The sequence below is a fragment of the Testudinibacter sp. 'clade 2' genome (genome assembly GCF_006227735.1).
Taxonomy (GTDB): Bacteria; Pseudomonadota; Gammaproteobacteria; order Enterobacterales; family Pasteurellaceae; genus Chelonobacter.
The window spans coordinates 1-7042 of record NZ_VDHB01000110.1 but is presented as its reverse complement, the minus strand read 5'-3'; the positions used below and the strand labels follow the sequence as shown (position 1 = coordinate 7042).

The following is a 7042-nucleotide window of genomic DNA, read 5'->3' as shown; positions in this document are numbered from 1 at the left end:
CGCCTAGATTGTGCTCATTTTAAACGACAACTCAAAATATAAACAAAGATCAACAGACCCTAGGTACATTTAAATATGTACCTATTTTATATCATTAGATAAAGATATTCCCATGTTTCTCTGTTAAATAATGATGTAATTCTGTTTCATTCATACCTCTTGTTTGTATGATGAAATCATCTTTATTTATTTTGCTTTTGAAATTTGGAAAACCTTTTTTAATAAGCATTGCTATATCTTCTGGTGATAGTTCAAAGTTGATTTTAATACAGTCTATTCCTTCTTCCTTGAGGTAGTTTGATATCTTATTAGTGAAGGTGATAATAAAATCAAATTTGTTTTTATTTAAGATATAGATTTCATTGATGTTGATGCAGTCCATAATTTCGATATCAAACGTAGCAAGGAGAAGCGCCTTGAAATAGCCCACTTTTCGATCGGAAGAATTAGTAACAATATATACTTTTTTTCTCTTTTGATTAAACGAATGCATTCGGATTTCAAATTTCTTTAGAATCAATACAATCGTAGAGATTGTATTTTTAGTTAGCGTTGCCTGGTAATGATCATTGATTGTTTTAATGAAATGGACTACGTTGTGATATAACTCACCATAGAGATGATCCACTTTATCGAGCTTTTTATCGTCAAAATCAATAGTAAATTCACTTTGTAAGATAGACGAATAAATCACCCGGTAAATTTCGGGGATTAATATGGCTTCATCTGATTGATTAATACAAATGAATTGGGCTATTTCCTTATGGAATTCTGTAACAAGCTTATATAATTGAGGATCTATAATGCTTTGCCTTTCAGTTTTATGATTAAGCGCCGATAGTAAAATATTGATAAATTGATTTTCAGTGTTATCAAATTGTAATATGTTTGCATAATTTATATGTTTGATAGAGATTTCTTTTATATGTTGAATAACATGATGTTGAGCAATTCTGTATAGCGAAATGCTAAGATAGATAATCAAGTATTTTTTTGAGTTATAGGATAACTCGATTTTGCTATTTATTGTTTGGTAAATGGCTTCTGTAGATAAGTTGTTTTGTCTTAAGATATTCAGAAATTGCTCACTGATTAAATTATCAATGGGAGAGTTTGCTTTGTGGGGAACAAGGTTATTATTTTGATCTAATTCAAGGATATTAAAAATATTCTTACAGAAATTAATTCTGATTGAGATTTCATCGCCGCTAATAGCCCAAGAATTTCTATTTTTTAGCATGAATTCAATGTGGCGTGGTGTTTTTTCTTTTAACAAAATGATGTCATTTTTGAGCGTGCTATAACTTAAGTTTAATCTACTATAAAATTCTTTTCTATTAACAGCTTCAAATAGGGTTGCTTGGAGAATAAAAAGCCTTATCCGCTCATCTGGTGTAGAGATATAACGCTTTAAACTAATACTTTTAACAAATTTTATATAATCTCGATAGGTTATCGGGGTGATAATTTTAGCATTGATAACATGAATTTTATTTTCTGGTTCTAAGTAATCATTAATTTCTTTAATAGCGCGTTTTATTGTCGATAGCGTTTTTTGATATTTACTCAAAACAATATCGAGGGAAACAGGAGAATTTTCTTGAATAAATTTGATTAAATCTAAATTAAAATGGTTCATCTGATCTCCTGCTTAGTGAGTAAATTTCTAAGAGTCAAAGTACTATAGCAGGAAATAGAGATGAAAAGTGCGGTTTTTCGCTGGTATGCGATCTATAAAAACGCCCGCTGCATTGGTTAGCGGGCGTTTGGGTGTTTCTGAAGCAATCTTATTTTCTGGAAAGTGGCGGTACGAAGGTGATACCCATATCCCAAGGCTGTTCGATCCAAGTATTTTGTGGGATATCAACCACATATTCGTCAACCAGTGGTGCGCCGGACGGTTTGGCGAACACGGTGACGAAATGCGCTTTAGGGTACATTTGGCGAATGGCGCGGGCGGTGTTGCCGGTATCCACCAAGTCATCAACCACAATAAAGCCTTCGCCATCGCCTGCGGCGGCGTGCAATACTTTCAATTCACTTTGTTGGTCGTGGTCGTAACTGGCGATACACACGGTTTCTACATGGCGTAAGCCCAATTCACGTGCGATAACGGCTGTTGGGAACAGTCCGCCGCGGCTGACGGCGATAATGCCTTTCCAACGGGACGCCGGCATTAAACGTTCGGCAAGTTTGCGGGTGTGCATGTGGAACATATCCCAAGTGACAATGTATTTTTCGCTCATAATAAACCCTTGTAAAGAATGAAAATAGTTGCTGGCGATGTGACCAGTATGATTTTAAAAATTGCGATAGGATAACCTGAAAAAAGATTTCATGCTATTATTAATCCCAATTTTCCGCCGATTTTTTTAGGTTTTTATAAGACGGTGCTTGGCGCTTGCGATGGGCAGGCTTGAGTTTTTATTTTTAGTACGTGAGGATAATTATGCAACAAATCAAACAGCTTCAACCGACCCTTTTATGGCAGTGGTTTCAACAAATTTGTGATATTCCGCATCCATCCTATCAAGAAGAGCAACTGGCTGAGCACATTGTTGCTTGGGCAAAACAACAGCAATTGTGGGTGGAGCGCGACCAAGTCGGCAACATTTTGATCCGCAAAGCAGCGACCGCAGGCATGCAGAACCGCAAAAAAGTGGCGTTGCAGGCGCATTTGGATATGGTGCCACAGAAAAATGAAGGCACGGCGCATGATTTCAGCACTGATCCGATTAAACCCTATATCGACGGTGAATGGGTGACCGCAGAAAATACCACTTTGGGCGCAGACAACGGCATCGGTTTGGCGTCGGCGCTGGCGGTGTTGGCGAGTGATGATTTGGCGCATCCGGATTTGGAAGTGTTGCTGACCATGACTGAAGAGAGCGGCATGATTGGTGCCAACGGCTTGCAGCCGAATTGGTTGCAAAGTGAGATTTTGATCAATACCGATACCGAAGAAAACGGGCAGATTTATATCGGCTGTGCCGGCGGAATTGACGGTGATTTGCGTCTTGATCTGGATGTTGAGACAAATTTATTGCCACAGGCTGCTAAGCTGGTGTTGAAAGGCTTGAAAGGCGGGCATTCCGGTGCAGATATTCACACCGGACGTGGCAATGCGATCAAATTGTTGGGTCGAGTATTGGCGCAGTTGCAAGCGCATTTTGATTTCCAATTGGCGGATATCGGTGGCGGCTCGGTGCGTAATGCGATTCCGCGTGAAGCCTTTGCGCTATTGGCGTTTGACGGCAGTGATGAAAAATTACAAAGTGCGGTTGCCGTGCTGCAAAACGAGCTGCAAGCCGAACTGGCATTCAGCGAACCGACACTGGAATTGAAATTGGAAGTGGCACAACCGGCAGCGCAGGTGATCAATCAAGTCGGTACCGATCGTATTATTGATTTGCTCAACACCCTGCCGAATGGCGTAATTCGCAACAGCGACGTCGTGCCGGGCGTGGTGGAAACCTCATTGAGTATCGGGGTGTTAAAGCTCAACGGCGAGCAATTGCAAGTGGTGATTTTGATCCGCTCTTTGATCGAAAGCGGCAAGCACTATGTCTGCTCGGTGTTGGATTCGTTGGTCAATCTGGCAGGCGCAGAGATTGAATTCAGCCATGATTATCCGGGCTGGGAGCCAAATCCGCATTCTGCAATGCTGCCGGTGACGCAACGACATTATCAGCAAATTCTAGGCGAAGAGCCGATAATCCAAGTGATCCACGCCGGCTTGGAGTGCGGTTTAATCAAAAAACACTATCCGAATCTGGACATGGTCTCAATAGGGCCGACCATTCGTGGTGCACATTCGCCGGACGAACGAGTGCATATCCCGGCGGTACAAACCTATTGGACGCTGCTGACCGCACTTTTGGCGGATATTCCACAGGCATAGCCTTGAGAACACAGTCTAGTCTATACAGGGCGAGCGGAAGCGCCGCCCTGATCCCCTTGGCTAAAAGTTTTTCTCAAAAACGAGATGAAGATTTTTACTCGAATAGGAGTACATTGACGGGATATTGCTGTCCTGTTTTTTCCACGACAATTGCAGTTTTGGCGTAATGCCCCACAGATGCCAATCACGTTTCCACAGAGTTAAATTTGCACTGTAAATCTTGTCATTCCGTACTTTGCCCAGCGGAATCAGTTCGCCCAATTTGGCTTGATCTTTATAATTGTGCTGTGCATACGACAGTCCGATACGGGAAGAAATGCCCCATTGCCACTCTTGTCCCCAGCCGAGCCGCAGGGTGCGCGTATTGTTGCTGTATTGCAATAAGCGTGTTTTTTCGCGGTTATAATCGCCGCCGACATAAAAAAATTGGTGCGGGCTGCGCAGCCACAGCAGGGTGGCAGAAGCCAGTTGGCTGTGGCCATTCAGATTTTGGCTGTCGTAATAGCGCTGTTCGGCGTGTTCAAGTGCGGTCGAGATTTGCCAGTTATTGCTCAGCCAACGGCGGTATTCGCCGCGCACGCCGTTCGCCCATTTATACGACTGGTTGCCGTACCAGCGTTTTTCATAAAATGGCAAAATAGACACACTTTGCACCGCACTTTTGTGGCTATAACCGAGATAAGTGCGGTTGTAAATATCATCGTAAGCGTGATTATCCCAAAAGTTCTTGCCAAACAACTCCGTACCAAGATGTAAATAGTGTGAGCCACTCAGATTGAAATTGCGCTCCAAACTGAAAGCGTAGGCAATACCGTGCGCCGATTGCGGCAGCATGCTGTCACCTTTGACAAACCCAGTGTTTTCAATTTCGCGAGTAGCAGCGGTGTTGTTGACATTGGTATCACGCAGATAATAGGCACTGAAACTGCTTTGCCAACCGCTGCGTTGTTGCAATGTGTTGAGATAGGAATCAATCAATTTGACTACTGGTGCCGGCACGCCGACCGCACTTTTGGCTTTTTCGAACTGATCGCGTGCTGCATTATCTTGCCGATCGTGAAACAGACTTTTTGCCAGTTCGATCCGCACCGGATTGAGAGCCGGATTGATGGCGAGAATCTCACGAAAGCGGCTAATCGCCAGCGGATAATCTTGTGCCAGTTGCGCCAATGTCGCTTCGGCAAAGCTGACGAGAATGGGATCATGTTGCGCAAAAGTGCGGTAAATTGACAACAATTCATTGATTAATTCCACATTGCGTTGTTGCAGTGCTAAATTTAACCAATCTTGTGCTAACTGTGGGTTCGCTAATAATTGTGCACGACTAACTCGTAACGGCTGCACCGCACTTTGCCCCGATTCTTCCACCTTTTGCGGCGGTGCAGTCGGGTGCGCGATATTTTGAATGCTTTCAGGGGTTATCGCTTGATTCACGCTGACGGCGGTTTCGGCAACCGCACTTGCTGCACAAAGTGCGGTTACGGAGAAAATATAAAATTGTTTTTTCATCATTTCACTCAAAAACAGAGGCGCAAAGTGCGCCTCAAACCATTGCCTAATACATGGTAAAAGAAGATTCTTAACGATGTATTGAAAACGAGAATTGCAGGAGCGTATTGAATACGCCCATTACGGTTTTTATATTTAATAATTTGATTTTAAAATAAATATTATTAAAATATATTCAATCTGCTTCTACAGCATAAGGTTAAAAACTTACTTTTTCTCGTGACCAATCATAGTGCTGCCACCAATGCGTCCAACAATTTTTTCAGCATCCGCACCAATCATCATACCCGGATAAACTAATTGATCCTTGCCTTGATAGCCCCCGTTGATACCTGTGAATTCAACTTCGGCATAGCCCTCACCACCGAATTGAATAATGCCGTCTTTGCTGTAAATTGGGTTGTCAGTAAAGGTGATGTTGCCAGGAGCTGTAATTGGATTATCATCTTTTTTAATCCCTTGACCCGAGACAGTAGCTTTGCCAAAATCAGCTATTAAGGTAATATCATAGCTGTCCCACCATCTTCCTAAGCCCGGCGCTGCTTTCACGTCATAGGTTTTTTTCACATCTAATTTTTGATAGTCAGATAATCTTTCTGCTGGCGTACCTTGACCGCCATATAATAGCGTGAAACTTGTGATCTCTTGCTCATCAATAGCGCCTGAGGCTGAAATTTCAGCTAAATAGGCATCGTCTTCACTATAACGATAGGTTGTGTAAACCATATTGACAGCTTTTCCGTCCACCGTTTGCTTAATGGTATAGCTATTTAAGCGACTATCATTAGGTTGAGGCAATATACCGGATGTAGCCGGCGCAAATAAGAATTTACGTAAACGTTCGTCTGTATTTGTTGCCGGTTGTAAAAGATAATCGAGTGAAAGATTCAGTAACTTTTGCTCTTCTTCTCCGGATATTCTTTTGCCATTTTTATCGAATACACGAATTCGTGAATCCATTGCATAAGCTGTAATTGGATTGATATTGGTTTCTCTAAGTTCTGTGATTTGTTTGTTTAATTCAGTAATGGTCTTCTGTAGATTCGCTAAAGTTTGTTTGTTAGATTCAGTTTCTGATTTTAAGGCTTGCAATTGTTGGTTGGCAGTCGCTAAGTTTTTTTCGCTTTCAGTGAGTGCGGCTTTTTCTTGTGTAAGTTGCTTTTCCAGTTGTGCTAATTGTTTGTTTTTTTCAGCATCGGCAAGTTGGTAATCAGTTTTTATTTTTTGAATTTCTGCGGTGGTTTGCTGGATTTTTAATTCGGAGGCTTTAACCGCACTTTGTGCTTGTTGCAGCTGTTGTGCAATTTTCAGCGCTTTTTCTTCTGCAACCGTTTTTTGTTGTTGTGCTAATTCAGCTTGTTTTTTGGCTGCTGCTAATTGTTCTGAGCTTTGTTCGGTTTGCGTTTGGTCTGTGGTATTAGTCGTTGATTTATTACTGCTTGAGCCTCCCGACGAGCCGCAAGCGACTGCGCCTAAAGAGATTAGAATGGCAAGTGCAGTAGTTTTTATTGTTGGTTTCATGTTGGATTCCTTACTGGGTTAAAATTGACAAAAGCTTGATATTTGCTCATTTTTGCTATGAAAACGGCAAAAAATCATCAAACTTTCTTAGTTTAAAAAAAAAAAAAAAAA

Annotated in this window: 5 protein-coding genes; 1 reads left to right on the top strand and 4 read right to left on the bottom strand. The window is 41.7% G+C overall.

What is annotated here, in order from left to right; genetic code table 11:
- Nucleotides 1–94: 94 nt before the first annotated feature.
- Both FHQ30_RS09030 and gpt read right to left on the bottom strand, forming a co-directional pair.
- Nucleotides 95–1639, bottom strand: coding sequence for a BglG family transcription antiterminator (locus FHQ30_RS09030; RefSeq protein ID WP_139615034.1), 1545 nt, complete (start codon nt 1637–1639; stop codon nt 95–97).
- Between the two features lie 148 nt (nt 1640–1787).
- Entirely contained in the window at nt 1788–2246 is a 459-nt protein-coding gene (gene gpt / locus FHQ30_RS09025; protein WP_139612022.1) for a xanthine phosphoribosyltransferase, read from the bottom strand.
- A gap of 203 nt (nt 2247–2449) precedes the next feature.
- On the opposite strand from gpt, the gene FHQ30_RS09020 reads away from it, so the two are divergent.
- Entirely contained in the window at nt 2450–3901 is a 1452-nt protein-coding gene (locus tag FHQ30_RS09020) for an aminoacyl-histidine dipeptidase (protein ID WP_139612021.1), read from the top strand.
- 60 nt (nt 3902–3961) lie between these two features.
- Here FHQ30_RS09020 and FHQ30_RS09015 read toward each other — a convergent pair whose 3' ends face one another.
- The gene (locus tag FHQ30_RS09015) at nt 3962–5413 is read right to left on the bottom strand and encodes a surface lipoprotein assembly modifier (protein WP_267963860.1); all 1452 of its coding nucleotides are present in this window, start codon (nt 5411–5413) and stop codon (nt 3962–3964) included.
- Nucleotides 5414–5617: 204 nt separating this feature from the next.
- Nucleotides 5618–6931 carry a hypothetical protein gene (locus FHQ30_RS09010; protein WP_139612020.1) on the bottom strand — a complete coding sequence of 438 codons (1314 nt, stop codon included), beginning with the start codon at nt 6929–6931 and terminating at the stop codon, nt 5618–5620.
- Nucleotides 6932–7042: the final 111 nt, after the last annotated feature.

Bases quoted from the DNA above. Each gene is read 5' to 3' on its own strand.
- FHQ30_RS09030 (WP_139615034.1), bottom strand. From the start codon at position 1,639: ATGAACCATTTTAATTTAGATTTAATCAAATTTATTCAAGAAAATTCT.
- gpt (WP_139612022.1), bottom strand. From the start codon at position 2,246: ATGAGCGAAAAATACATTGTCACTTGGGATATGTTCCACATGCACACC.
- FHQ30_RS09020 (WP_139612021.1), top strand. From the start codon at position 2,450: ATGCAACAAATCAAACAGCTTCAACCGACCCTTTTATGGCAGTGGTTT.
- FHQ30_RS09015 (WP_267963860.1), bottom strand. From the start codon at position 5,413: ATGATGAAAAAACAATTTTATATTTTCTCCGTAACCGCACTTTGTGCA.
- FHQ30_RS09010 (WP_139612020.1), bottom strand. From the start codon at position 6,931: ATGAAACCAACAATAAAAACTACTGCACTTGCCATTCTAATCTCTTTA.